This is a genomic window from Sorangium sp. So ce726 (assembly GCF_051521405.1).
Lineage (GTDB): Bacteria > Myxococcota_A > Polyangia > Polyangiales > Polyangiaceae > Sorangium.
The window spans coordinates 11,758,402-11,781,557 of record NZ_CP150349.1; the positions used below are offsets into that span (position 1 = coordinate 11,758,402).

Genomic DNA, 23,156 nt, shown 5'->3' on the forward strand with positions numbered 1-23,156 from the left:
AGAAACAGGCGAACGATCGCGCCGCGTTGGGGCAATGACGTGGAGAATGGCCGCGGCGTGCCCAAGGAGAATGGCGATGCGCAGCAAGACTTCTTCTTTGGTTATTGTGTTCAGTATCGCGGCGTTCGCGGCGTGCTCCGGGGAAACGACGGAGAACCCCGGCGGGGGCGGCGGGAGCGGCGGGGGGACGACGAGCACAACGACGTCGAGCACAACGACGACGACCACCGGCCCGACCACGAGCTCGACCACAGCCGCGTCGACGACGGCGGCATCGAGCGGTTCGGGCGGAGGCGCGGGACTGACCGAGTGCGAGGAGGCGTGCGCGAAGGTCGAGGAATGCAGCGATCTCAGCTGCGAATCCCTCTCCATTAACTGCGCTGAGCCGGGCTACGAGTGCGCTTCACAGTGCATCCTCGACACAGCATGCGAAGATCTGAACATCACGAACACCGACCTGCTGGTCTGCTTCAGCGACTGCGACGCCGGCGCTGGGGGCGGAAACGCTGACGCTGCAGCGTGCCGGTCCTGCGCCATCGAGAACAGCTGTCTGACCCTCTGCGCGCTCAGCGAGACATGCCAGAGCTGGCTTCAGTGCGCTCAGGGGTGCTTCCAGAACGACCCGCAACCCACCTGCTTCGACGCGTGCGACACGCAGTTCCCCGGCGCCGAGCGTCAGTTTGACGCCGTATATAGCTGCGCGTGCACGAGCTGCGATGAGAGCTGCGACACGGTCGCGGCACCGTGCAACTGAGCAGTCCGCATCGAGGCTAGACGACGGCTCCCCCCGTGTGAGCGCTTTCCTTCACCTCCTGGATCTCGCGTCAGGTCGAAGGGCAGACGGCGGATAGCCTCCAGCCAGCACGCCGGCCGCGTGTACACTCCCCCTCGTGCCGACCGCGCCGCCCCGCGATCCCCTCCGGGCTCCCCTATCGAACACCCCCACACCCTCCCGACGCCGTGTGTCGGGCCACACGGCGCCAGGCTGGCTCGGTGCTGTGATATGGCTCACGGCGTGCGCTGCGCCAAACGGCGGTGATGGCAGCGGCAGCCGAGCGAGCAAGTCGGACGCTACCGGCGAGGCCGGCGCAGTCCGCGCAACGGACACGGCCCAGGTAGGGGCTCCCGCCGCGGCTTCCGCGCACGCCACGCGTGCGCCCGGCGGAAGCGCGGGCGCTGGCGCTGCCCTCCCGGACATCGCCAGCGCCGCGCCCCTGTCCGCCGCCGCTCCTGTCCCCATTGCGGACAGCGCGGGCGCCGCCCTCGCCAAGCCACATCCGCTCGGCTCGGCCAGCGCCGGTCCTCCCGCCCTCCCCCCACAGCCGCCCGGGCTTCCGCCTGCCCCCGGCCCCTGCCCCGCTGACATGGCCCTCGTCAGCGGCTTCTGCATCGATCGCTACGAGGCGCACCTGGTCATCGACGCCGGCGGGGAGCTCGCCGTCCACCCGCACTTCAAGCGCCCCGAGCCGGGCGTCCGGTACGTCGCTCGCAGCGCGGCCGGGGTCTTTCCGCAGGCGTACATCAGCCGCGTCGAGGCCAAGGCGGCCTGCGTCGCCGCCGGCAAGCGCCTCTGCACGCGGCGGGAATGGCAGCGCGCCTGCCGCGGCAACGGCACGCACCGTTACCCCTACGGCCCACGCGGCGAGCGCGGGCGGTGCAACACAGGCAAACTCCACCTCCTGCGGGAGGTCTTCGGCGAGCACCCGCCGGGCGGGTGGAGCTACGAGCGACACTTCAACAGCCCCGACCTCGACCAGAAACCAGGCTTCCTGGCGAGGAGCGGCGAGCACGCCGGCTGCGCCAGCGAGCTCGGCGTCCACGACATGATCGGGAACCTGCACGAGTGGGTCGGCGACATGGTCGATGACGAGCTCGTGATGCGGATGAGCACCGAAGGCGTCGAGCGCCGCGATCAGCCGTGGCACGAGGGAAACGGTGTGTTCATGGGCGGCTTCTTCAGCACGACCAGCGAGCTCGGCCCCGGCTGCTACTTCACCACCATCGCCCACGAGCCGACCTATCACGACTACTCCACGGGATTCCGCTGCTGCGACAGCGCCGACCTGCCCGCCGCTCCGGAGGCGATCAACGCGAGCCAGCGAGACGGCGGCGGCTGACAGCGCGGCCGGCCGCGACGCGCGGCTCGGCGCCGAGGTCCCCGGGGCCTGCAGGCTCGGGCGCCCGCAGGCCCCGGCGAGCTCGCCCGCGGCGCGATCCCAGCGACGCCGCGCCCAGGGACGGCTGCGGCGTGCTCATCGCGGACAGCCGTCTCGGAGGGTCGCCCGTCGATTCCTGCCCGCGCCAGGAACAGAGCACCTCCGCCAGATGTCCTGCCCTCTCGATGACCACGAGCGCAGCGACGACCCTGGAAGACGCTCGCGCGATCACAAGGCTTCGCCCCCGCTACGGTCGATGGGCCGCGGCCGCCGCGGCGCTGCTCCTGTCCGGCCTCGCGGCCATCGGAGCCTGCGTCAGCCAACCCCTCGTGGCGGCGCTCCCGCCGCCAGCTCCGGCGCTCTCCGCGGACCCCGCTCGCGTGGAACGTGACGTCCGGATGCTCGTGGAGGAGTTCCACCCGCGGGGCCACCGGCAGATCGCGCAGCTGGACCGCGCCGCGGCGTACCTGCGCGACGAGCTCAGCGCCGCCGGAGGACGCGTGACCGAGCAGCTCTACGATGTCGAGGGACGGACGTATCGCAACGTGCTCGCGCGGTTCGGCCCGGACTCGGCGACGCGCGTCGTGGTCGGCGCCCACTACGACGCGGCGGACGACTTGCCCGGCGCCGACGACAACGCGAGCGGCGTGGCAGGGCTGCTCGAGCTGGGGCGGATGCTCGGCCGGGCGCCCCTCCGGGGCGACGTCGAGCTCGTGGCGTTCACGCTGGAGGAGCCGCCCTATTTCCGGTCTGCGCACATGGGCAGCGCCCATCATGCGAATGCCATGCAAGCAGCAGGCGAGAAGGTCCGGGCGATGATCAGCCTGGAGATGATCGGGTATTTCACCGACGAGGAGGACAGTCAGGCCTTCCCGCTGGCGCCGCTCGCCATGCTCTATCCCACGAAGGGGAACTTCGTGGCCGTGGTCGGCAACCTGGAGGGGCTCTCGCTCGTTCGCACCATCAAGGGGGCGATGCGCGGAGCGACCGATCTGCCTGCCTATTCCCTGAGCGCTCCGGCCCTCGTTCAGGGCGTGGACTGGTCCGACCACCGGAGCTACTGGGATGCGGGCTATCCAGCGGTCATGATCACGGACACGGCGTTTCTGCGCAACCGGCGTTACCACACCGACAAGGACACGCCGGATACGCTCGACTACGCACGCGCTGCAAAGGTCGTCACCGGCGTGGCCCAGGCCGTCCTCGCGCTCGCGAACGAGTGAGCGCGCTGCCGTCGCCTGGCCTCACGCCGCGAACATCCGATCGAGCACCGCCCTCGGCGCGCCGCCCTTCAGGATTGTCTCGAGCGCCTCGAACACCCCCGCATCCACCTTCCGCGCCTTCGCGAACGCCACGACGCGCGGGATCAGCGGGATCGCCTCCACCCGCAGCCTGGCCTCCGCGACCGCCTCGTCGAGCGTCCGCCCGCGCGCGAGCGCCTTGCCGAGCACCACCTCGGGGCGGCTCTCCAGCCGGATCGAGGCGAGCAGGTCGCCGTAGCCGCCGAGCCCCAGCATCGTCCGCTCCTCCGCGCCCGCCGCGGCGGCGACGCGGGCCGCGCTGTCGACCGCCCTCGAGATGAGCGCGGCGAGCAACCCCGGCCCGGCGCCCGCCTGCTCGGCGAAGCCGACGCCGATGGCGAGGCAGCCGACAAGCGCCGACGCCCACTCCAGGCCCTGAAGATCCGGCGTCGTGTAGACGCGGAGCGCCTCCGACTGGAACGCCGCGGTCACCGCGGCGTGGACCTCCGGGAAGCGCGAGCCGCACACCATCGCCGAGGGGCGGCCCTCCCGGAGCTCGTCTTCCTGCACCGGGCCGCCCAGCGCGCCCACCCGGCGCGCCGGGGTCTCCTCACGCACCAGGTCCGAGACGGTCTTCAGCGCCTCGCCCTCGAGGCCGCGCACGCCGTGGATCACGAGGTGCGAGCCGTCCATGTGATCGCCGAGCGCGCGCAGCGCCGTCCGGGCCGCGTTCGACGGCACCGCGATCACGAGCAGCCGCGCCCGGGCGACCTCCGCGTGGTCCCGCACGATCCGCGGGCCGCCTTTGATCTGCGGCTGCTCGCGGCGGGAGTACAGGAGGACCTCCGCCCCGGTGCGGCTCGCGGCGAGCGCCAGCGCCACGCCCCAGAAACCACCGCCGATGACCCCCACCGAGGGCGTCGGACGCGCGCTCCCCGGGGCGCTCACTGGCCACCCCCGGCGCCGTTCATCGAGCCCACGTGCGCGTCCGCCTCGCCCGCGCGGGATGATGAGGACGACGAGGTCGACGAGATCGAGCCCTGCGGCTCCTCCAAGGGCGGCGGCGGCGAGGCGGGCTCGAGCGGCGGGAGCGGCGGCTGGACCTGCAGGCCGGAAGGGACGCCGGGCGGCGCGATGACGTCCCACGCCACCCCGTGGGCGGCGAGGCGGTTCTGGTAGTAGAAGAGCAGGTTGGTGTCGCAGAGCGCGATGCCGTCGGGCCGCGAGTCGAGCACCGGCGACGAGTGGTAGCCCGCGAAGGCGCGCATCGCGCGCTCGACGATGTCCCCGCCCGAGCCGAGCCGGACGTCCTCCCCCAGCACGATGCACCCCCGCTGCTCGAGCGCGCGCAGCCGATCGCAGAGGGCCACCACGTCGGCCGCGAGGTCGTCGCGCGGCACCGTGAGCACGTCGCGCTGCCGGAGCACCGTGAAGAGATCCGCGGCGGGCGACTGGCTGCGGAGCCGGGCGAAGCTCGCCGCCGCGACGACGTGCGTCGCCATCACGACCGTGTCGCGCGCGTACGCCCGGCAGATCTCCTCGCCGAGCTCGCGCGCGTACTGGGCGTCGCGCGCCGCGTCGATGACCGCCTTGCCGCCCTGATCCTTCACGTAGCTCGCCGGATCGACCTCACGACCGCGGGCGTCGAACGAGCGGCCCTGCTCGTCGACCCGGTTGCCGAACGGATCGAGCGGCTCGGAGAAGCGGATGACCACCGCGGCGTTCATCGCGAGGAGCTTGCGCAGGAACGAGGCGATCCGGCCGATGCGGCTCGACTCGTCGTCCTCGATGATGAAGCGGCCCTTGCCGGCCTCGGAGAGGAAATCGGCGATCAGCGTCTCGGCCTCGAGCGTGATGAGGTAGTTGATCGTGGCCGGGACGAAGAAGACGCGGCGCTCGCGGCCGCTCTGCAGCGTCCGCGTGTAGGCCTCGAACGCGCTGCCGACCAGGCCCAGCTTGAGCCTCCGCTCCACGCCGCCCGAGCGGGAACGCGTGCCTCCCGGGAAGAACAGCGAGTGGTAGCCGCGCTCCAGGAGCACGCCCGAGTACGTCTTCAGCACGTCCTTGTAGAGGTTGTGCCGGATGCGCCGGTCGACGCGGTAGGCGCCGAGGTTGTGCATGAAGAACGAGAGGACCGGGTTCGTGAAGAGGTTCTTGCCGGCGCCGTACGTGGCCGGCGGCAGGCCGGCGCGCTCGAGGGCGTAGCCGAACACGATCGAGTCCATGTTCGACAGGTGGGTCGGGACGTAGACGGCCGTGCCGCGCTGCACGAGCGAGCGGAGCTTCGCGAGCGGGCCCTCCACGAGCACCCGGTCGGCCAGGAGCTCGAGGCTGACGAGCTTGAGCGGGTCGCGGACCACGGTCATGAGCTTCCGCGGCGCGAGCAGCGCGCTCACGACCGGCGGCAGGAGCCGCGATGACAGCTGGTAGACGCGCCGGTCAAAGTTCCCCGCGATGTCCCACGCGTACTCCTCCGAGAGCTCCCGCAGACGGCGGCGGCGCTCGGCGTCGTGCATGCGGCCGAGCGAGCGGGCGAGCCGCTGCCATTCGGCGAGCTCGCGGACGTCGTGCGGCTTCCGGGACCCTTCGAGCCGCTTCGCCTCCTGATACGCCGCCTCGTTCATGGCGAGCAGCGGATCCCTCGTGGAGCCGACGACCCGGTCGACCACAGTGCGCACGATCTCGTCGCGCGCGTCGTTGAACCCGAAGATGGGAGCGCGGGAGTCCATGGGCCTAGTCGTATAGAAATCGGACGGCGGGCGCGAGCGGAATACGGCCGCGCGCGACGTCGAAAGTCAGCGGTAATCGTCCTTCGCGCGACGCACAGCGGCGAACACGTCGGACGGCGTGGCCCCCGGGAAGCGCGCCTGCAAACGCGGCTCGCCACAGCGCAGGAACGGGTTCGTCGCGAGCTCGTCGGCCATCGTGCTCCCGACCGTGGGCTCGCCGCGCTCCCGAGCCGCGCGGGCAGCCGCGAGCTTCTTGCGGACAGCCTCGTTCTCGGGCTCGACCGTCTCGGCGAAACGGAGGTTGTTCACGGTGTACTCATGACCGCAGAAGACACGCGTGCGCGCCGGGAGCGCCGCGAGCTTGGAGAGCGAGGCGTGCATCACCTCCGGCGTCCCCTCGAACATGCGGCCACATCCGGCGATGAAGAGCGTGTCTCCGGTAAACACAACGTCCTCGACACAATACGAGACGGCGCCGAGCGTGTGGCCGGGGACATGCAACGGCTGGAGCGTGAGGCCAGCGACCTGGACCGGCGTGCCCTCCTCGACCCGCTCCGTCTGCGCGGGAACGCGCCCGACGTCGCTCGAGTGCGCATAGACGGGGAGGTCGCCGTAACGCTCGCGGAGCGCCTCGTTGCCGCCGACGTGATCGTGGTGGTGGTGCGTGTTGACGATGGCGACCAGACTGAGCTTCTCGCGCTCGAGCGCCGCGATGATCGGCTGGGCCTCCGAGGGATCGATGACGATCGCCTCGCGCCGCCCGTCCGCGGCCACGAGGTACGCGTAGTTGTCGCTGAGGCAGGGCACGGGGAGGATGCGCATGAGGCGTCGACTATAGCGGTGCCCCCGGCAGGAGCCGGGGAAAAGGTGCGCGCGCTGCCGCGGATCGCGCTTGAGCTCGAGAAAGTTTGAGAATTTTGCGGCCGAACCGGCAAATGGTCCCGAGCGGGACGGCGGGCGGCCTGGCGGAGATCCGCGCGGTGACGCGGGCGCCATGGTGTGGCAGAGGGGCCGGCATGACGTCCGCCGAGCCCTCCGTCCGCTACCGCATCGGCGTCGATGAGAACGGGCTGGGCCCGCGGCTCGGCCCGATGGTGGTGACGGCGGTCCTCACGCGCGTCACGGAGGCGGGCTGGCAGGTCGCCGGCCGCGCCCCTCGCGGCGCCCTCGCCCAGCGGCTCGGCGACTCGAAGCAGCTCGTGGCGCACGGGGATGTCTCGCTCGGCGAGGCCTGGGCGCGCGCGCTGGTCGCGCGCGGCTGCGGCCGCATGGGGACGGCCAGCGGCGCGTCGTCGGTGGACGAGCTGCTCCACGCCGTCGCGCTCGACGATCGCCCCGCGCTCCGCGCGCTCTGCCCGGGCCACGTCGAGGAGCAGTGCTGGTCGGCGGAGGGCGAGGCGTTCACCGCGCCCGACGCGCTGCTCAGCGCGATCGGCAAGGACCTCGACAAGCTCTCGGAGAAGGGGGTCGAGGTCGTCGCCGTGCGCTCGGTGCTGCTCTGCGCGAAGCGGATGAACGACGGGGCGCGCGCCGGGAAGAACAGGTTCGTGCTCGATCTCCACGCGATGGAGCGCCTCGTCCTGGAGCTCCGCGGCCTCGCCGGCGCGGAGGTCTTCGCGGTGTGCGGCAAGGTCGGTGGCTTCGGCAAGTACGGCTCCGTGTTCGGCCCGCTCGCAGGGAGGATGCACGCCGTGCTCGAGGAGGGCCGCGCCCGCAGCGCCTACCGCTTCCCCGGCCTCGGCGAGATCGCGTTTGTCCGCGATAGCGACGCCTCGGATCTGTGCGTCGCGATGGCGTCGATGGTGGGCAAGTACGTCCGCGAGGCGCTCATGGAGCGGGTCGCGCGCCACTACCAGCGCGCGGTCCCGGGCCTGCACGGGGCGAGCGGCTACTACGATCCGGTCACGTCGGCGTTCATCGGGGCGACCCGCCTCGTCCGCCGCGCGCGCGAGATCCCTGCCGAGTGCTTCGAGCGGGGCGCCGGCGAGAGCGACGCCTCGCTCGAGGGCGGCGGCCCGTAGCGTCGGGGCCGGCGCCGCGCGGGCCGCGCTCGCCGAGCGAAACCAGCGGCGCCGCGGGGCGTAGGAGGGTTAGGTGCGCTACCCTCGACAGGCCAGGTGGATGATGAATCGGCTCCGCGCTGCTGGTCTTCTCTTCGCGCTCGTCCTCATTGCGTGCGCCGCCGTGTTCGCGTGCTTTCGCGCTGGCGATGCAGGGAGGGCGAGCAAGGTGATTCCGGGGTCCAAGGAGGCTGTGACGATGTCGGACAGAAGCTATCGCAAACCGTCGGATGAGGAGCTGCGAAAGCAGCTCACGCCGCTCGCATACGAGGTGACCCAGCGCGACGCGACCGAGCCGCCGTTCCGCAACGCCTTCTGGGACAACCACGAGGCGGGCCTCTATGTGGATGTCGCGAGCGGCGAGCCGCTCTTCTCGTCGCTCGACAAGTTCGACTCGGGCACCGGCTGGCCGAGCTTCACGGGCCCCGTCGAGCCGGAGCGCGTCGTGGAGCGCTCGGACAGGAGCCACGGGATGGTCCGAACGGAGGTGCGCTCCAAGGCTGGCAACTCGCACCTCGGGCACGTCTTCGAGGACGGGCCTGGGCCCGACGGGCTGCGCTACTGCATCAACTCCGCGTCTCTCCGGTTCATCCCGCTGGCTCGCCTCGAGGCGGAGGGTTATGGCGCCTATCGGGCGCTGTTCGAGGGCCGCGGCGGCGCGCCTCGGGAGCAAGCGAGCGCGAACGCCTGCGCCGTGCCGGCGCCGGGGGCGGCGCCTGGGTGCCAGACGACGCTGGAGACGGCCGTCCTGGCGGGCGGCTGCTTCTGGGGAATGGAAGAGATCCTCCGGCAGATCCCCGGTGTCCTCGAGACGGAGGTCGGTTATGCCGGCGGCCGGACGAAGGCGCCGACCTATGAAGACGTGAAGACCGGCTCGACGGGCCACGCCGAGTCGGTGCGCATCGTCTTCGATCCCGCGAAGCTGTCCTATGCGGAGCTGCTCGAGAAGTGGTTCTTCCGCATGCACGATCCGACGACGCAGAACCGCCAGGGCAACGACGTCGGGACGCAGTACCGCTCAGCGATCTTCGTCACGACGCCCGACCAGCGCCGCATCGCCGAGGAGGTGAAGGCGCGCGTCGACAAGAGCGGCAAGTGGCGCACGCCGCTCGTCACCGAGATCGTGGAGGCCGGGCCGTTCACGCGCGCCGAGGAGTACCACCAGAAGTACCTGGAGAAGTACCCAGCCGGCTATACGTGCCATTTCATGCGCGACTGACGCGACGGTAGCCTAGCGTCGATCCAAGCGCTCCTCCGACGGCTGCGACGGGTCGCCCGGAAGTGGGTTGAAAACGCAAAGGCGCAAAGGCGCAAAGGCGCAAGGAGAGAGGGAAGGACGAGCGATCCCTCTCTCCTTCGTCTTTTTGCGCCTTTGCGCCTTTGCGCCTTTGCGTTTTTTCTTACGCGCACCAGCGGCTCACACCGCTAGCTGCTCACACGGAAGGCCAGCGCGCGCAGCCTTCGGCCGCGCCCCCGTGGGGGCACAGGCCAGCGCTGCTCTGGAGCGACGAGCTCAACGGTTGGCGATGTGGATGGCGGCACCCATGGCGTGGGCGGCGGCTTCCATCAGCGACTCGCCGAGGGTCGGGTGGGGGTGGATGGTGAGCGAGAGATCCTCGAGGAAAGCCGCCATCTCGAGCGAGAGCGACGCCTCGCTGATCATGGTGCTGGCCTCCGGCCCGACGATGTGGACGCCGAGCACCTGCTTCGTCTTCTTGTCGGCGACGATCTTCACGAAGCCCTCGGTCTCGTTCATGGCCATGGCCTTGCCGAGCACCGAGAACGGGAACTTGCCGATGCTGACCTCGAGGCCCTTCGCCTTCGCCTCCGCCTCGGTGAGCCCCACCGTGGCGATCTCCGGATCGGTGAAGATCGCGCCCGGGATCGCGACCCAGTCCTTCTCGGCCTTGTGCCCCGCGATGACCTCGGCGGCGATCTCGCCCTCCTTCGTCGCCTTGTGCGCGAGCAGGGGCGGACCGCTGACGTCGCCGATGGCGTAGATCGACGGCACGTTGGTGCGGCAGAACTTGTCCGTGGGGACAAACCCGCGCTGATCGACCGTCACGCCGACCTTCTCGAGGCCGAGCCCCTTGCTGCTCGGCCGCATGCCGACAGCGACGAGCACGGTGTCGACGACGATCGTCTGCTCCTTGCCGTCGGACTGGATCTTCACCCCGACCGAGCCGTCCTTCTGCTTCTCGTACCCGAGCGCCTTGGCGTTCTTGTGGATCGTGCCGCCGCGCTTCAGGATCTTGCGCTCGACGATCTTGGTGCAGTCGGGGTCGACGCCCGTGAGCAGCTCCGGCAGCGCCTCGACGACGATGAGCTCGGCGCCGAACGCCTGGTAGACCATGCCGAGCTCGAGGCCGATGACGCCGCCGCCGATCACCATCAGCCGCTTCGGGACGCGGCGCAGGCTGACCGCCTCCTTCGCGCCGATGATCGTGTCGCCGTCGAACTTGAACGTCGGGATCTCGATGGTCGTCGAGCCGGTCGCGATCACGATCGCCTTGGTCGCCTCGAACTGCTCCACCGAGCCGTCCGCCCGCGTCACGTCCACGCGCTTCGGCCCAACGACCGTGGCGGTGCCGTTCACCACGTCGGCGCCGTTGCCCTTGAGCAGCGACCCGACGCCGCCGGTGAGCTTCTTGACGATGCCTTCCTTCCAGTCCTGCATCTTGTTGGCGTCGAGCTCGACGCCGCTGACCTTGATGCCCATCGCGGCGCCAGCCTGCGACTTCTCGTAGAGGTGGGCGGCGGAGATCAACGCCTTGGAGGGGATACACCCCCAGTTGAGGCAGACGCCGCCGACGTTCTCCTTCTCGATGCAGAGCACCTTCTGCTTGAGCTGAGAGAGCCGGATGGCGCAGGGGTAACCGCCGGGGCCGGCTCCGATCACGATTGCGTCGTAGGTCTTCATCCTTGTCCTTTTGTGCGCTTCGAAGACTGGAACTAGGGGCGCCGGGGTTCGTCAGGCAAGCCCCTCGCCGACAGCCCTGAGGCCGCGCCCGCAACCGCGAGCCGTCCCTGGGTGCCCGGGGCTTACACGACCTCGCAGCGAGGGGAAATCCCTCCCCGAGGTCAGCGCCCGCCGTGCGGCGGCGCTTTCGGGGAGCGCAGGAGCTCTGCGCGCTGGTCGCGCAGGTGCCAGGGCAGCTCCGCGTAGACGTCGTCGAACAGCGTCTCTCGGCCAGGCGGGCCCATCGCCTCGACCTCGGCGACGGCGGCGGCGATCTCGGCGTTGAGCTCCGCCTCGAGGGAGGACTCCGCGGCGTCGTCGAGGAGCCCGCGGCCGGCGAGGTGGCGCCCGAGGCGCAGCAGCGGGTCGCGCTCCGTCCAGCGATCGACCTCCTCCTGCGACCGGTAGCGGCTCGGGTCGTCGCTCGAGGAGTGCGCGCCGACGCGGTAGGTGAGCGCCTCGATGAAGCTGGGGCCGCCGCCGCCACGAGCCCGCGCGACCGCCTCGGAGACGGCGCGGTAGACGGCGATGACGTCGTTGCCGTCGACCCGCACCGACGGGACGCCGTAGGCGCGCCCCTTGATGGCGATCGTCCTCGAGGCCGTCTGCCGGTCCGTCGGCACGCTGATGGCCCAGTGGTTGTTCTGGCAGATCATGACGCACGGCGCCTTGAAGACCGCCGCGAAGTTCATCGCGCTGTGGAAATCAGGCTCGCTCGTCGCGCCGTCGCCCATGAACCCCACCACCACGGTGCTGTCGCGCCGCAGCTTCGCGGCCCACGCCGCGCCGACCGCCTGCGGGAGCTGCGGGCCGATGCAGCTCGACCAGGACACCTGGTTCACCTGCCGCCCGCTCATGTGCGACGGCATCTGGCGCCCCTGGAGGAGGTCGCCCGAGTTGCCGAACACCTGGGCCACATAGGTGCGGAGCGGGAAGCCGCGCACCAGCATCATCACGCTCTCGCGCAGCGCGGGGAAGATCCAGTCCGTGGGCTCGACCGCGAGCGCCGTGGCGATGGGCGTCGCCTCCTGGCCGGTGCACGCGCCGTAGAAGCCGACCCGCCCCTGCCGCTGGAGCAGGAGCATGCGCGCGTCGAGCAGCCTGAGGCGCTTGATCTCGCGGTACGCGCGCAGCAGCAGCGCGTCGCTCAGGCCGGGGTCGGTCGCGGGATCCAGGGTTCCGTCGTCCCGGAGCACGCTGAGCAAGCCCTCGTCGTCCCCCTCCCCTGGTCGCGACGTGGGCGCGTGAGGTGGAGGGGCGTCGGCGGCAGACCTCGCGGAGGCGCCGGGCGGCGTGGCTTCCAGCTCGCTCATGACCGGACCATACCGCGAAATGATGGCGCTCGTGGCCCCTTCGGCCCGCGGGGACGCCCCTCCCTCTCCCTGCGGCGCGCCGGAGCGAAGCGGCTCACATGGCTCACGCCCGAGCTCAGCCGAGCAGGACGCGGAACATCCGCTTGCTGTCCGAGAGGTAGTAGTAAGCAGCGCGATCCGCGTCGCCCATCAGATCGAGGATGGCGCGCTCCATCTGATCGGGGCTCAGCGTGTTGGACACTTCCCACGTGTCGGGCGTGACCTCGTCGCCCTGCCACGGTCCGGCGCAGAGCGCGACGAGACGCGCCCGGTTCGCCTCGTCGGCGATCGAGAAGGTGAGGATGTAATCGTGGTTGACGAAGCCGCTATAGAGCTTGTTGTCGCGCGGCATCGGGTCCCTCCGTGTCGTGGGCGCGATGCGCGGCGGCGCCGCGCGTGCCGCGCATCGCGAGGCCTCGATCGTCGCGCGTGCGCCCGCGCCCGAGGCGACGGCGCAGGTGGGGCGCCCCCGGCGTCCTCACCGCGGGCCGGGCGGCAGCGGGGCGGCCGCTTCCTCGTCGTCGTCCTGCTCGGGGCGGCGCGCGCCGAGCGTGAAGACGTGCAGCAGGACGAGGCTCGCGCCGAGGAACACCTCGGACTTGCTCACGAGCTCGGCGCGGCGATGGACGCGCTCGAGCTCCATGCCGAGCTCCCCCTCGCCGCGCCGGACACCCTCGCGGTGGAGCGCCGCGATGCGGGGGGTGAGCGCCAGACCGACGTACGCGGCGCACCCGGCCAACACCATGGCGACGACCCGGCGCACGCGCGCCGCGCGTCCCGCGCCGTGGCGGTAGGCGGCCCAGGTGCGCGCCACCTCCGCGCCGAGGAGGATCACCGCGGCGCCGAGCGCGAATTGATCGAAGCGGGCGAACGCCGCGCTCATCGCGTCACCGGAGAAGGGGGCCGGGGCGAGCCGGAAGACGAACGGGGCAGCGCAGGCGCCCAGCGCCACGATGCCGCCGACCCAGGCCCCCGCCGCGAGCGCGGCCACGCTCGCGGCCACGCGATCGATGAGGGAGCGGCGCGACGCGGCGCGCTCTTCGGGGCTCGGGGCGAGGTCCGCCTCGCTGAACTGGGCTTCATCGTTCATGCATCCACCTCGGAAGCGATGGCGGCGAGCGCCTCCTCGACGGCCCCCTGATCGGCCTTCCGCTCGTCTCCCCGCATCGCCGCGATCGCGGCGCGGGCAGCCGAGAGGCGGGCGCGACCGGCGGCCGCGACGGCGAGCGTGCGCCGGTGGCGGTCCCACGCGCCGAGCTCGCTGAGGATCTCGCGGATGGCCCGCTCGTGGCCCATCCGCGCGAGCGCGACGCGCGCGTGCCAGCGCAGCGGATCGCGGCCGAAGCCGAGCCTGAGCCCGAACGCGCGCCGCTCCAGGGCGCTCCGGGAAGCGGCGAGGCCGAGCTCGCCGCAGAGCTCGATGGCCGCGGCCTCGTCCTCGTGATCGACCCCATGGAGCTTTCCTCCCACGATCTCGGCGAGCACGGGGTGGCCCTCCGGATCGCCGAAGCGCGCGGTGACGACCGCCGCGGCTGCCCGGACGAGCGGGGACGCGTGGCCGAGCAGCGCGCGTGCCCGCGTCATGCCCAACGGAGGCAGCTCGCCGCTGGACTCCCCCAGCTCCTCGAACATCCGCAGCGCGATGTGGCAGACGAGCGGGTCGTCGTCGTGGGTGGCCTGCATGACGGCCTCGATCGCGTCGGCCTGCTGGGCGCAGACGCGCGGGAACGCGATCACCGCCTGGAATCGCACCTCGGGCCGCTCGTCCGAGAGGGCGCGCCGGAGCCGGCCCGTGGCCCGCATATCGCCGATCTCACCGAGCGCCGTGATCGCCATCTGCCGGACGTAGGGATCCACGTCCTCGACGGCGAGCAGCAGGGCGGGGAGCGCCTCGACGGCCTTCGTGTCGGCGAGGGCGATGGCCGCCGCCGCGCGGACCGCGGCGTGCTCATCGACGCGGAGCGCGCCCTCGATCGCGCGCACGACCTGCTCCCGTGCCGTTGCGGCATACGGGACGAGGTCGCTCACGGCCTCCGCGCGCACGGCGGGCTTCTGCGAAGCGACGTCGCGCAGCGCAGCCTCGAGCGTCCTTTTTGCGGGGGCCGGTCCGAACACGCGGCCAACGCTAGCACGGTCGACGCGCAAAGCCGGACTGCACCCAGCGGCGCTCAGCCGCCGCCCGTACCGCCTTCGCCGCCCGAGCCGCCAGCGCCGCCCGAGCCACCAGCGCCGCCTTCACCGCCCGAGCCGCCTTCGCCGCCCGAACCACCGCCGCCTTCACCACCCGAGCCGCCGCCGCCTCCCGCGCCCGAGGCATCCGGCGTGTACGTATGCCATCCATCCGGAACTCCCGACTGTGCAGGAGCGGCCCTGCACACCCCAGGCCCGCTCTCGACGTCGCCCGGCGGCTCGCTGGCAGCGCTCGACGTAGACGACGGGTTCGGCAGGCAGGCCTTCGAGCCTTCCGGCCTGGCGTCGACGATCGCAGCGTTGCGTTCGCCCGGCGCTATCGCTGCGGCCCCCTGGATGTTGCCCAGCGCGACGCACGAGTAGCCGCTGCGGCAGTCGTCGTCCTCATCGCAGGTGGCCATGCAGAAGGTCCGCTCGAAGCGCGCCCAGCGGACGTTCTCGAGCTCGCTGCACGCCGGATCGATCACCGGGTTGAACGCGACACAGACGCTGCTCCCGGAGCAGCTGTCCGGCTCGCAGTTGAAGACCGTGCAGTAGCCGCCAGGCTGCGTCCCATCGCAGAGGAGCTGCTGCTCTGCCTGCACGCAATCGAGCGACGAGGTGCACGGATCGCCGATCTGGGGGCCGCATCCGGCGAGCAGCGAGGAGGCGCCGAGGGCGACGAGCAGGAGGGCGGGCTCGGTGAGGCGGAGCATCGAGGAGGCCGCTTAGTACCGGCAGGGGCGCCCGCGCGCAAGCGCAGGCCCGCTACGCCCACGACACCGTCCCGGAACCGGCGCTGGCTTCCGCCCGAATTGACACCTTGCGGTGAGGCCTCTACAAACGAGCGGACCGGGGTGACCCCGGAGAACGAAGCGAAGGCCATGGCGACTTACATCACCGAAGACTGCATCAACTGCGGCGCCTGCGAGCCGGAATGCCCGAACGAAGCCATCAGCGAGGGCGACGAGATCTATGTGATCGATCCGGAGCTCTGCACCGAATGCGTCGGCTTCTATGACCACGAAGCGTGCCAGGCCGTATGCCCGGTCGAGTGCTGCCTGCCCAACCCGCAGATCGTGGAGACCGAGGAAGTGCTCATCGCGCGCGCCGTCAGGCTGCACCCCGACGATGCGGAGCTGAAGAAGCGGGCCGCCGCCAACGATTACCCCTCGCGCTTCCGCAAGTAGCGCGCCTCTTCGCGCACCATCGCGTCGCCTCTCCGGCCGCGCTTCCCATGCCTCCGTCGGCACCGTCGGTTCAATGCGGCGCCCGGGTCACACCGTGATCCGGCGCTGGGCCGCAGTGCTCCTCGCGGGCGCTTGCGCGGGCTGCCATGGCAGCGGTCCGCTGCTGCACCCGGCCCACGTCCTCCGTCCCGGCGCCGTGCGCCTCGGCGGCGGCCTGTCGGGTGAGATGGTCGTCGCCGGAGCGGCGGACGCAGGCGCGAGCGCCGCTGACCCGGCGACAGCGGAGGGCGCCGCGCGGCGAAAGCTCTCCGAGATCACCGTATCGCCGGGCGTCGCGCCCTGGGCCAGCGCTCGCGTCGGGATCGAGGGCGAGAACGAAGCGGGGCTGACGTACACAGGGCGAGCCATCCGGCTCGACGGGCGCCACGCGTTCCCGCTCGGCGAGGCGGCCCTGTCGATCGGCCTCGGCGCCTCGGCGCTCCTCGCGGGCGGGCCGGGCCCCAGCGCAGAAGGGATCGACGTCTACGGCGCAGGGCTCGACGTCCCGCTCCTGCTCGGCTTCCGGTCGGACGCGGATCTCTACGCGCTCTGGTTCGGTCCCCGGCTCGGCTTCGAGCTCCTCGGCGGCGAGGTGCGGCTGCCCGCCGCCGGAGCGGCGCTCCGAGGACCGCTCGTCGACGCGTCGGGCCAGCATCTCCAGCTCGGGTTCGTGCTGGGCATCCGCGCGGGGTTCCGCCATGTGCACGTCGCGCTCGAGGCCACCGCGACGTACCACCACGCCGAGGGCGAAATCGCCGACGATCCGGTCGCGATCGATCAGGGCACCATCACCCCGGGCGGCGGCCTCACGGTCACCTTCTGACGCAGCCGCAACAAACGCAACGACGTTGCAACGTCCGCAGCGCGACGTGGCACGACGTCGAGCGTTCCCAGACGTAACCAAACGTAACAAAGCGCGGGCAAGCGCAACAAAACGTAGCAAAACGTAATCAACCGGATTCCCTGCCATTTTCGGGGGCAAGCACAGGCGCTTGCCCGGCCGGAGGACCCGTCTTAGACTCGGATCTATGCGTCCCCACGGCGCCCTCGCCACCTCATGCCTGCTCGCCGGTGCGGCTCTCGTCGGCTGTTCGGCGCCTGTCGCGGGCGACGCGACGGAGGTCAACGGGGTGGTCACCCAGGGAGTCGTGCGCGTCGAGCGCGCCATCAACCTGAGCCGGGACGCCGCCTCGACCGCCACCCCCGGTGAGCTCGACGACGCCGCGCTTCCGAGCGCGGGCGTCGACGGTGCGGGGGCGGTTACGAACGTGCTGGCGAAGTTCATGCGGCTCTCGTCCGCGATGGATCCCGAGCTCGCCGAGGGAGCCGTCGGGAAGCCGTTCGTCCTCCCCTCCGCCGGCAGCTGCATGGTCCTCTCGCCCGCCGCCGACGACGAGGCGAGCAGCTTCAGCTCGCTCAGCCCCATCGAGCTCCTCGACGCGGGCGACGTGACGATGAAGACCGAGAGCACCGAGATGCCGCTCGCAGCCCGCGCGTTCCCGGACGTGGGCGCCCTGGTCTTCGGCGTGTTCTACACGTCGCGCGACGCCACCAGCGATCTGCCTGCGCCGGCGCGGTACGTGTTCGAGAGCTCCGGCTCGGGGCAGCTCGACCGGTTCGCGTTCGACGCCGATGCCCCCGCGGGTCCCGAGGAGGTGCGCGTCGGTGACGCCGAGCTGGCCGACGGCGTCGATCTCGACGCAGGGGTCGGCGCGGTCGTGCAGTGGCGCGCGGACGAGGGCGCCGAGGCCGGCCGGGCGCGGGACATCATCTACGTCGACGTGACCTCGGCGCACGGCGCGACCGTGCGGTGCGCGTTCAAGGACACCGGGAGGGGCGTGATCCCGGGCTCCTTGCTGGATCCCTCGACGCTCGGGCCTCTGCCGGCGAGCGCGACGCTCGCCGTGCACCGGACGCGGCAGGTGCCGTTCAACACCTCGGGGATCGACCTCGGCGAGGTGCGCTTCGACCTCTCCGTGAACGGCCGAGCGCGCATCGCCGCGCGCTGACGGCGCTCCGACCGACATCGGCGTGGCGTACGAGGATCTTCGACGTCGCGCGGCCGAGCTCGCCGCGATCGGGCAGCGCGACCGCGGCACCGCGCTCCTCGCGGCGGCCGGAGATCACGCGGGCGCCTCCGAGCTGCTCGAGCGCGTCTGCGATTTCGCCGGCGCGGCCCGGGAGGCGCTGGCAGCCGGGGACCCGGCCCGCGCCGCGCTGATGGCCGCGCTCGGCGGCGACGAGGCGCTCGCGCGCGAGGCGCTCGATCGGATCGCCGCCACGTCGCCCCGGGACGCCGCGCTGCGCGCCGCCGCCGACCTCGCGGCGCGCGGGTTCTCGCGCCACGCGGGCGCGCTGTTCGCGGCGCTCGGCGCTCACGCGGCGGCCGCGGAGGCGTTCACCGCGGCCCACGACGCGTGCCGCGCCGCCGAGAGCTTCGAGCTCGCCGGCCGCCCCGCCGACGGCGCGCGGGTGCTCGAGGCCGCGCTCCGCCGCCGCCCGGGCGACGCGGCGGCGTGGCTCGCGCTCGGCGAGCTGCTCGCGCGCCACGGCCGCACCGAGGCCGCCGTGCGCGCGCTGCAGCAGCTGCCGCCCGCCGCCGCCGAGCGGGCCCGCGCGCTGCCGCTGCTCGGCCGCTGCCTGAGCGAGCTCGGGCTCGAGGACGCCGCGCGGACCGTCCGCGAGGAGCTCGCCCGGCTCGATCCGCCCGGTCAGGAGGCGCTCTCGTCGCGAAGCGCCGCTCCCGGAAGCCCCGCCGCGGGCCCTCCCCCTGCGGGCCCCGCGCCCGTCGGGCCGCTCCTCTTCGGGCGCTACGAGACCCTGCGCGAGGTGACGGCCACGCCCCACGCGCGCGTGGTGGAGGCGCGCGATCGGATCACGGCGGAGCGCGTCGCCGTGAAGATCTTCGCGGGCGCGGCGTTCGGAGCGGGCCGCGACGCGCTCCTCCGGTTCGAGCGCGAGGCGCGCGCCCTCGCCCAGCTCCGGCACCCGAACGTCGTCGCCCTCCGCGCGTACCACCCCGAAGGGCCGGCGATGGTGCTCGCCTGGATGACGGGCGGGTCGCTGATCGAGCGGCTGCGGGGGGAGCCGGTCACCCCCGCGCGCGCCGTCGAGATCGCGGGCGCGCTGCTGTCCGCGCTCGGCGAAGCGCACCGCCTCGGCATCCTCCACCGCGACGTGAAGCCGAGCAACGTGCTCTTCGACGAGATCGGGACGTCTCACCTCGCGGATTTCGGCGCGGCGCACCTCGGGGATCTCTCGTCCACCGCCACGGCGGGCGCGATCGGGACGTTCGCGTACATGTCGCCGGAGCAGCGCATGGGCCGACCGGCGACGCTCGCGAGCGATCTGTACGGCGTCGGCGCGGTGCTCGCCGAGCTGCTCACCGGAGAGCCGCCCGCCCCCGCCGTGCGCGGGCAGCTCGATCCCGCGCCGAGCGAGGTCCATCCGGACCTCACGGCGGCCCACGACGCGGCCGTGGCGGCGCTGCTCGCGGAGGACCCCGCCGCGCGCCCGGCCGACGCGTTCGAGGCGCGGCGCGCGATCACCGCGCTCGCCTGGCCAGAGCGCCCTCGGCCGCGGCGGTCGCGCGGGAGCGGCCGGCCCCGATCGAGCGACGCGCCGCCCGCCACGGCGACGCGGCTCACGGCGACCCTGGAGGTCGGCGACGGCCGGGACACCGAGGGGCGCTGGCACGACGCCTGGCTCGATCGCGACGTCCTCGTGCTGCAGCTCGACGACGCGACCCTCACCCGGGCCCGGGCCTTCGCGCGCGCCGGTCACGCGGCCTTGACGTCCGTCCTCCGGGTCGATCTCGCGAGCGGCGAGGTCTGGGTGGCGCTGCCCCAGGGCCGCGCGCTCGCCGACGAGGCGCGCGCGCTGACCAAGGCTCAGCGTGCGCGCCTCGGCGAGGCCATCGCGGCGCTCCACGCGGCCGGAGGCGCGCACGGGTACATCGACAGCCAGCACCTTTACGTCCACGATGGCGAGCTCACGCTGGCCTACCCGCGCGAGGCTCCAGGCGACGTGGAGGAGCTCGCAGCGCGGGATCTCGCGGCGCTCCAGGAGCTCGACAGGAACGCGCTGGACGAGCTCTAGCTCGATGAACCAGGGCGGAGGCGGCGCCAGAAGCGAGGCCCGCGATGCGCGGGCGCGGGGGGTGTCCGGCGCGCCGGCTCAGTTCGGCGGAGACGGGGCGGGCGGCGGCGCCGGCTGCGGCGGCGAGATGCGCCCGGCGGGCGAGGTGCAGGTGCCCTGGTAATCGTCGCGCTTGGTGATGTCGTAACAGCAGTAATCGCCGTCGTACTCGGGCTCGCTGTCGACCGACTCGACCTCGCCGCTGCACGTGTCGCTGCCGAAATAGGCGAGCGCCTCGTCCTGGGAGGGGCATTCCCCTTCGATCTCGGTCCACTCGAAGCACCCGACCTTGTCGCACCCCGTGGTCGCGAGGGTGAGCGCCAGGGCTGCGAGCTGGAGGGCCCGGACCGGACAACGCGCGAGGGCCGAACGGATCGTCGAGATCATGGATTCTCCCGGACACACGGGCGCTGCGCGCGCCCCGAGCAAGCATACTCCGGTTCGGACGAAGCCGGCTGCCCCGGAGAGGACCGAGCAGGCTCGCGTCGCGCGGCGGCGTGCCCCTCGCCGCGCTTCGCGGCGCACGCCGCGCCTTCTGGTCGATCCGGACCGGGTGGAGTACACGACAGCATGACGACCGGAGAGCAGGGGGCCCGGGTGGTGCGCGCGCCGCGGGGAAGCGAGCGGAGCTGCAAGGGGTGGATCCAGGAGGCCGCGCTCCGGATGCTCCACAACAACCTCGATCCGGAGGTCGCAGAGCGCCCCGACGATCTCGTGGTCTACGGCGGCACCGGGAAGGCGGCGCGATCGTGGGAGGCGTTCGACGTGATCGTGCGCGAGCTCCGGGAGCTCGCGGACGACGAGACGCTCCTCGTGCAGTCGGGCAAGGCGGTGGGCCGCTTCCGCACGCACCCGGACGCGCCCCGCGTGCTCCTCGCGAACTCGAACCTCGTGGGCCGGTGGGCGACGTGGGACGAGTTCCGCCGGCTCGAGGCGCTCGGCCTGACCATGTACGGGCAGATGACCGCCGGCTCCTGGATCTACATCGGCTCGCAAGGGATCGTGCAGGGCACCTACGAGACGTTCGTCGCCGCGCGGAAGGCGCACGCGGCGCGCGCCCCGGGCGGCGGGCGCTGGGTGCTCACCGCGGGGCTCGGCGGCATGGGCGGTGCGCAGCCGCTCGCCGCGACCATGGCGGGCATGGCCTGCCTCGGCGTCGAGATCGACCCGGCGCGCATCGAGAAGCGGCTCCGCACCCGCTACATCGACGAGCGCATCGACGATCTCGACCGCGCCCTCGACGCCGTCCTCGAGAGCGTCCAGCGCGGGGCGCCGCGCTCGATCGCCCTCTGCGGCAACGCCGCCGACGTCTACCCGGAGCTCGTGCGCCGCGGCGTCACGCCCGACCTCGTCACCGAGCAGACCGCGGCGCACGATCCGCTCGTCGGCTACATCCCGCCGGGGCTCACGCTCGAGCAGGCGGCGGAGCTCCGCGCGCGCGATCCCGGGGAGTACGTCGCGCGCGCGAAGGCGGGGATGCGGGGGGAGGTCGAGGCGATGCTCGCGATGCAGCGGCGCGGGGCCGAGGTCTTCGACTACGGCAACAACATCCGCACCTGCGCGATGGAGGCGGGCGCCAAGGACGCGTTCGCGATCCCCGGCTTCGTGCCGGCGTACGTGCGCGAGCTGTTCTGCCAGGGCAAGGGCCCGTTCCGGTGGGTCGCGCTCTCGGGCGATCCCGAGGACATCCTCGCCACCGACCGCGCGGTGCTCGAGGCGGTCCCGGGCGATCCGGATCTCCGCCGCTGGATCGAGCTCGCGGAGCAGAGGATCGCGTTCCAGGGGCTCCCGTCGCGGATCTGCTGGCTCGGCTACGGCGATCGCGCGAAGGTCGGGCTCGCCTTCAACGAGCTCGTCCGCGCCGGCCGGGTGAAGGCGCCGATCGTGATCGGGCGCGACCACCTTGACTGCGGGTCGGTCGCGTCGCCGTTCCGGGAGACGGAGGCGATGAAGGACGGCTCGGACGCGATCGCCGACTGGGCGATCCTCAACGCGCTCGCGAACACGGCGGGCGGCGCGTCGTGGGTGAGCTTCCACCACGGCGGCGGCGTCGGGATCGGCAACTCGCTGCACGCCGGGATGGTGATCGTCGCCGACGGCACCGAGGCCGCTCGGCAGAGGCTCGAGCGGGTGCTCACCATCGATCCGGGGATGGGGATCATCCGGCACGCCGACGCGGGCTACGAGACGGCGATCCGCGTGGCGGAGGAGAAGGGCGTCCGGGTGCCGCACCGGGCGGGGTGACCGGCTCCGCCGCGCCCTCGAGGGCGCGCAGCCGCGCGATCTCCTCCGTGTAGCCGCGCCGCTCCTTCGAGAGCGGCGGCAGCTCGATCACCGCCGGCACGCGCGCGAGCCGCGCGTCGTTCGCGAGGCGCCAGAACGGCGCGAGCCCCATCTCCCCGTCGCCGATGCGCTCGTGCCGATCGAGCCGCTGGCCGAGCCCCGCCTTCGAGTCGTTCATGTGCATGCACCGCAGCCGATCCAGCCCGAGCAGCCGGCCGAAGTCGCTCCAGAACCGCTCGTACCCGGCCTCGCTCCGGAGGTCGTGCCCGGCCGCGAAGGCGTGCTGCGTGTCGATGCAGACCCCGAGCCGCGACCCCTCCGGCCCGGCGCGCTCGATCATCGCGGCGATCTGATCGACGCGGTCGCCGAGGGTCGACCCCTGCCCGGCCGTGTTCTCGATGCACAGCTGCGCGCGGAGCCCCTTCCCGCGGGAGAGCACGATCGACAGGCTCTCGCCGATGCGGTCGAGGCCGGCCTCCTCGCCGAGGCTGCGGTGCGCGCCCGGATGGAACACCACGAAATCGATCCCGAGCGCGTCGCACCGCGCGAGCTCCTGGAACAGCGCTTCCCGCGAGCGCTCGAGGATCGAGGCGTCGTCAGCGCACAGGTTGATGAGGTAGCTCGCGTGGGCGAGCGTCCGGCCCGCGCCTCCCCAGGCCGCGCGCGCGGCGCGAAACGCGGCGATCTGCTCCGCGCTCAGCGCCGGCTCCCGCCACTGGCCCGAGACCTTGGTGAAGATCTGCACCGCCTCGCAGCGGTCCTCCCCCGCCAGCGCGATCGCGCGGTGAAGGCCGCCAGCCATGGACTCGTGCGCGCCGAAGATCATGGGCCGCACTGCTTG

21 protein-coding genes are annotated in these 23,156 nt (G+C 72.4%); 10 read left to right on the plus strand and 11 right to left on the minus strand.

The genetic code is table 11. The features are described from left to right. The first annotated feature begins 76 nt into the window (after window positions 1-76). The 3 genes from WME79_RS43930 to WME79_RS43940 all read left to right on the plus strand — a co-directional run bounded on the left by WME79_RS43930 (window position 77) and on the right by WME79_RS43940 (window position 3,379). Window positions 77-754 (plus strand): hypothetical protein, encoded by a 678-nt coding sequence (locus WME79_RS43930; protein WP_437527868.1) that lies wholly within the window; start codon window positions 77-79, stop codon window positions 752-754. A 610-nt stretch (window positions 755-1,364) separates the two neighbouring features. Further along, complete coding sequence (locus WME79_RS43935) at window positions 1,365-2,117, plus strand: formylglycine-generating enzyme family protein (RefSeq protein ID WP_437527871.1); 753 nt, start codon at window positions 1,365-1,367, stop codon at window positions 2,115-2,117. A 224-nt stretch (window positions 2,118-2,341) separates the two neighbouring features. Continuing rightward, window positions 2,342-3,379, plus strand: a complete 1,038-nt coding sequence (locus WME79_RS43940; RefSeq protein ID WP_437527873.1) for a M28 family peptidase — start codon at window positions 2,342-2,344, stop codon at window positions 3,377-3,379. Window positions 3,380-3,400: 21 nt separating this feature from the next. Here WME79_RS43940 and WME79_RS43945 read toward each other — a convergent pair whose 3' ends face one another. The 3 genes from WME79_RS43945 to gloB all read right to left on the minus strand — a co-directional run bounded on the left by WME79_RS43945 (window position 3,401) and on the right by gloB (window position 6,948). Next, window positions 3,401-4,345, minus strand: a complete 945-nt coding sequence (locus tag WME79_RS43945; RefSeq protein WP_437527875.1) for an NAD(P)-binding domain-containing protein — start codon at window positions 4,343-4,345, stop codon at window positions 3,401-3,403. Beyond that, the gene (locus tag WME79_RS43950) at window positions 4,342-6,126 is read right to left on the minus strand and encodes a 1-acyl-sn-glycerol-3-phosphate acyltransferase (RefSeq protein WP_437527877.1); all 1,785 of its coding nucleotides are present in this window, start codon (window positions 6,124-6,126) and stop codon (window positions 4,342-4,344) included. The genes WME79_RS43945 and WME79_RS43950 overlap by 4 nt, the downstream gene beginning before the upstream one ends. A 66-nt stretch (window positions 6,127-6,192) precedes the next feature. Further along, entirely contained in the window at window positions 6,193-6,948 is a 756-nt protein-coding gene (gene gloB, locus WME79_RS43955; protein ID WP_437527880.1) for a hydroxyacylglutathione hydrolase, read from the minus strand. A 194-nt stretch (window positions 6,949-7,142) separates the two neighbouring features. Here gloB and WME79_RS43960 point away from each other — a divergent pair, with 194 nt between their 5' ends. Beyond that, entirely contained in the window at window positions 7,143-8,147 is a 1,005-nt protein-coding gene (locus WME79_RS43960; protein ID WP_437527883.1) for a hypothetical protein, read from the plus strand. A gap of 103 nt (window positions 8,148-8,250) precedes the next feature. Further along, window positions 8,251-9,405, plus strand: coding sequence for a bifunctional methionine sulfoxide reductase B/A protein (locus WME79_RS43965; RefSeq protein WP_437540060.1), 1,155 nt, complete (start codon window positions 8,251-8,253; stop codon window positions 9,403-9,405). Between the two features lie 294 nt (window positions 9,406-9,699). On the opposite strand, the gene lpdA is transcribed toward WME79_RS43965, so the two are convergent. The 6 genes from lpdA to WME79_RS43995 all read right to left on the minus strand — a co-directional run bounded on the left by lpdA (window position 9,700) and on the right by WME79_RS43995 (window position 15,382). After that, a complete protein-coding gene (lpdA, locus tag WME79_RS43970) occupies window positions 9,700-11,106 on the minus strand; it encodes a dihydrolipoyl dehydrogenase (protein WP_437527885.1) in 1,407 nt (468 codons plus the stop codon). A gap of 161 nt (window positions 11,107-11,267) precedes the next feature. After that, window positions 11,268-12,458 (minus strand): thiamine pyrophosphate-dependent dehydrogenase E1 component subunit alpha, encoded by a 1,191-nt coding sequence (locus WME79_RS43975; RefSeq protein ID WP_437527887.1) that lies wholly within the window; start codon window positions 12,456-12,458, stop codon window positions 11,268-11,270. A 115-nt stretch (window positions 12,459-12,573) separates the two neighbouring features. Then, window positions 12,574-12,849, minus strand: coding sequence for a hypothetical protein (locus WME79_RS43980; protein WP_437527890.1), 276 nt, complete (start codon window positions 12,847-12,849; stop codon window positions 12,574-12,576). Between the two features lie 126 nt (window positions 12,850-12,975). Beyond that, window positions 12,976-13,587: a DUF4149 domain-containing protein gene (locus tag WME79_RS43985; RefSeq protein WP_437527893.1), complete on the minus strand. Its 612-nt coding sequence runs from the start codon at window positions 13,585-13,587 to the stop codon at window positions 12,976-12,978. Beyond that, window positions 13,584-14,540 carry a HEAT repeat domain-containing protein gene (locus tag WME79_RS43990; RefSeq protein ID WP_437527894.1) on the minus strand — a complete coding sequence of 319 codons (957 nt, stop codon included), beginning with the start codon at window positions 14,538-14,540 and terminating at the stop codon, window positions 13,584-13,586. Before WME79_RS43990 ends, WME79_RS43985 begins: the two co-directional genes overlap by 4 nt. Before the next feature lie 125 nt (window positions 14,541-14,665). Continuing rightward, window positions 14,666-15,382 (minus strand): hypothetical protein, encoded by a 717-nt coding sequence (locus WME79_RS43995; RefSeq protein ID WP_437527896.1) that lies wholly within the window; start codon window positions 15,380-15,382, stop codon window positions 14,666-14,668. Between the two features lie 168 nt (window positions 15,383-15,550). On the opposite strand from WME79_RS43995, the gene WME79_RS44000 reads away from it, so the two are divergent. From WME79_RS44000 to WME79_RS44015, 4 genes are all read left to right on the plus strand, one after another. After that, window positions 15,551-15,856 carry a YfhL family 4Fe-4S dicluster ferredoxin gene (locus tag WME79_RS44000; protein WP_272102072.1) on the plus strand — a complete coding sequence of 102 codons (306 nt, stop codon included), beginning with the start codon at window positions 15,551-15,553 and terminating at the stop codon, window positions 15,854-15,856. A gap of 94 nt (window positions 15,857-15,950) precedes the next feature. Then, a complete protein-coding gene (locus WME79_RS44005; RefSeq protein WP_437527899.1) occupies window positions 15,951-16,718 on the plus strand; it encodes a hypothetical protein in 768 nt (255 codons plus the stop codon). A gap of 205 nt (window positions 16,719-16,923) precedes the next feature. Next, window positions 16,924-17,904: a hypothetical protein gene (locus WME79_RS44010; RefSeq protein WP_437527902.1), complete on the plus strand. Its 981-nt coding sequence runs from the start codon at window positions 16,924-16,926 to the stop codon at window positions 17,902-17,904. A 22-nt stretch (window positions 17,905-17,926) separates the two neighbouring features. Continuing rightward, window positions 17,927-19,993, plus strand: a complete 2,067-nt coding sequence (locus WME79_RS44015; protein WP_437527905.1) for a protein kinase domain-containing protein — start codon at window positions 17,927-17,929, stop codon at window positions 19,991-19,993. Between the two features lie 78 nt (window positions 19,994-20,071). Here the strand turns inward: WME79_RS44015 and WME79_RS44020 are convergent, their stop codons facing one another. After that, window positions 20,072-20,419, minus strand: coding sequence for a hypothetical protein (locus WME79_RS44020; RefSeq protein ID WP_437527908.1), 348 nt, complete (start codon window positions 20,417-20,419; stop codon window positions 20,072-20,074). Window positions 20,420-20,602: 183 nt separating this feature from the next. Here WME79_RS44020 and hutU point away from each other — a divergent pair, with 183 nt between their 5' ends. Beyond that, window positions 20,603-22,276, plus strand: a complete 1,674-nt coding sequence (gene hutU, locus WME79_RS44025) for a urocanate hydratase (RefSeq protein ID WP_437527910.1) — start codon at window positions 20,603-20,605, stop codon at window positions 22,274-22,276. Here the strand turns inward: hutU and WME79_RS44030 are convergent. Next, window positions 22,191-23,141 carry a deoxyribonuclease IV gene (locus tag WME79_RS44030; protein ID WP_437527913.1) on the minus strand — a complete coding sequence of 317 codons (951 nt, stop codon included), beginning with the start codon at window positions 23,139-23,141 and terminating at the stop codon, window positions 22,191-22,193. The two genes, hutU and WME79_RS44030, sit on opposite strands and share 86 nt — an antisense overlap. Window positions 23,142-23,156 lie beyond the last annotated feature (15 nt).

Bases quoted from the DNA above. Each gene is read 5' to 3' on its own strand.
- WME79_RS43930 (WP_437527868.1), top strand. From the start codon at position 77: ATGCGCAGCAAGACTTCTTCTTTGGTTATTGTGTTCAGTATCGCGGCG.
- WME79_RS43985 (WP_437527893.1), bottom strand. From the start codon at position 13,587: ATGAACGATGAAGCCCAGTTCAGCGAGGCGGACCTCGCCCCGAGCCCC.
- WME79_RS43950 (WP_437527877.1), bottom strand. From the start codon at position 6,126: ATGGACTCCCGCGCTCCCATCTTCGGGTTCAACGACGCGCGCGACGAG.
- WME79_RS43980 (WP_437527890.1), bottom strand. From the start codon at position 12,849: ATGCCGCGCGACAACAAGCTCTATAGCGGCTTCGTCAACCACGATTAC.
- WME79_RS43965 (WP_437540060.1), top strand. From the start codon at position 8,251: ATGAATCGGCTCCGCGCTGCTGGTCTTCTCTTCGCGCTCGTCCTCATT.
- WME79_RS44030 (WP_437527913.1), bottom strand. From the start codon at position 23,141: ATGATCTTCGGCGCGCACGAGTCCATGGCTGGCGGCCTTCACCGCGCG.
- WME79_RS43975 (WP_437527887.1), bottom strand. From the start codon at position 12,458: ATGAGCGAGCTGGAAGCCACGCCGCCCGGCGCCTCCGCGAGGTCTGCC.
- hutU (WP_437527910.1), top strand. From the start codon at position 20,603: ATGACGACCGGAGAGCAGGGGGCCCGGGTGGTGCGCGCGCCGCGGGGA.
- WME79_RS43960 (WP_437527883.1), top strand. From the start codon at position 7,143: ATGACGTCCGCCGAGCCCTCCGTCCGCTACCGCATCGGCGTCGATGAG.
- WME79_RS44010 (WP_437527902.1), top strand. From the start codon at position 16,924: ATGCGTCCCCACGGCGCCCTCGCCACCTCATGCCTGCTCGCCGGTGCG.
- WME79_RS43995 (WP_437527896.1), bottom strand. From the start codon at position 15,382: ATGCTCCGCCTCACCGAGCCCGCCCTCCTGCTCGTCGCCCTCGGCGCC.
- WME79_RS43935 (WP_437527871.1), top strand. From the start codon at position 1,365: ATGGCCCTCGTCAGCGGCTTCTGCATCGATCGCTACGAGGCGCACCTG.
- WME79_RS44020 (WP_437527908.1), bottom strand. From the start codon at position 20,419: ATGATCTCGACGATCCGTTCGGCCCTCGCGCGTTGTCCGGTCCGGGCC.
- gloB (WP_437527880.1), bottom strand. From the start codon at position 6,948: ATGCGCATCCTCCCCGTGCCCTGCCTCAGCGACAACTACGCGTACCTC.
- lpdA (WP_437527885.1), bottom strand. From the start codon at position 11,106: ATGAAGACCTACGACGCAATCGTGATCGGAGCCGGCCCCGGCGGTTAC.
- WME79_RS43940 (WP_437527873.1), top strand. From the start codon at position 2,342: ATGACCACGAGCGCAGCGACGACCCTGGAAGACGCTCGCGCGATCACA.
- WME79_RS44000 (WP_272102072.1), top strand. From the start codon at position 15,551: ATGGCGACTTACATCACCGAAGACTGCATCAACTGCGGCGCCTGCGAG.